Origin of the sequence: Streptomyces wuyuanensis (assembly GCF_900103455.1) — a bacterium.
Taxonomy (GTDB): Bacteria; Actinomycetota; Actinomycetes; order Streptomycetales; family Streptomycetaceae; genus Streptomyces; species Streptomyces wuyuanensis.
Map to the genome: position 1 here is coordinate 1 of NZ_FNHI01000049.1, position 1,610 is coordinate 1,610.

General features: G+C 57.3%; 1 rRNA gene. It reads left to right on the top strand.

Annotation, left to right across the window (positions count from 1 at the left end):
- Positions 1–1,610: ribosomal RNA gene (locus BLT82_RS36150) — 23S ribosomal RNA — on the top strand; the annotation flags it as partial.

Below are 1,610 nucleotides of genomic sequence, written 5' to 3' on the forward strand. Positions count from 1 at the left end.
GACGAGTCAGAAACCGTTGATGTAGGCGAAGGGCATGCGAAAGGCCCGGCGTAGAGGGTAAGACCCCCGTAGCTGAAACATCAGCGGCTCGTTTGAGTTATTCCCAAGTAGCACGGGGCCCGAGAAATCCCGTGTGAATCTGGCGGGACCACCCGCTAAGCCTAAATATTCCCTGGTGACCGATAGCGGATAGTACCGTGAGGGAATGGTGAAAAGTACCGCGGGAGCGGAGTGAAATAGTACCTGAAACCGTGTGCCTACAAGCCGTGGGAGCGTCGGACGTGCTTTGCGCGTCTCGTGACTGCGTGCCTTTTGAAGAATGAGCCTGCGAGTTAGCGGTGTGTAGCGAGGTTAACCCGTGTGGGGAAGCCGTAGCGAAAGCGAGTCCGAACAGGGCGTTTGAGTTGCACGCTCTAGACCCGAAGCGGAGTGATCTAGCCATGGGCAGGTTGAAGCGGAGGTAAGACTTCGTGGAGGACCGAACCCACCAGGGTTGAAAACCTGGGGGATGACCTGTGGTTAGGGGTGAAAGGCCAATCAAACTCCGTGATAGCTGGTTCTCCCCGAAATGCATTTAGGTGCAGCGTCGTGTGTTTCTTGCCGGAGGTAGAGCACTGGATAGGCGATGGGCCCTACCGGGTTACTGACCTTAGCCAAACTCCGAATGCCGGTAAGTGAGAGCGCGGCAGTGAGACTGTGGGGGATAAGCTCCATGGTCGAGAGGGAAACAGCCCAGAGCATCGACTAAGGCCCCTAAGCGTACGCTAAGTGGGAAAGGATGTGGAGTCGCAGAGACAACCAGGAGGTTGGCTTAGAAGCAGCCACCCTTGAAAGAGTGCGTAATAGCTCACTGGTCAAGTGATTCCGCGCCGACAATGTAGCGGGGCTCAAGCGTACCGCCGAAGTCGTGTCATTGCAGCAGATAGCCCCAACGGGTGCTGTGATGGGTAGGGGAGCGTCGTGTGCCGGGTGAAGCAGCCGCGGAAGCGAGTTGTGGACGGTTCACGAGTGAGAATGCAGGCATGAGTAGCGATACACACGTGGGAAACGTGTGCGCCGATTGACTAAGGGTTCCTGGGTCAAGCTGATCTGCCCAGGGTAAGTCGGGACCTAAGGCGAGGCCGACAGGCGTAGTCGATGGACAACCGGTTGATATTCCGGTACCCGCTTTGAAACGCCCAATATCGAGCCCATTAATGCTAAGGCCGTGAAGCCGCCGGCTGAGTCTTCGGACGAGGTCGGAGTGGTGGAGCCGCTGACCCAAGGTGGTAGTAGGTAAGCGATGGGGTGACGCAGGAAGGTAGTCCAGCCCGGGCGGTGGTTGTCCCGGGGTAAGGGTGTAGCCCGAGAGATAGGCAAATCCGTCTCTCATTGAGGGTGAGACCTGATGCCGAGCCGATTGTGGTGAAGTGGATGATCCTATGCTGTCGAGAAAAGCCTCTAGCGAGTTTCATGGCGGCCCGTACCCTAAACCGACTCAGGTGGTCAGGTAGAGAATACCGAGGCGTTCGGGTGAACTATGGTTAAGGAACTCGGCAAAATGCCCCCGTAACTTCGGGAGAAGGGGGGCCACGTCTGGTGATGAGTCTTGCACTCTGAGCTGGGTGTGG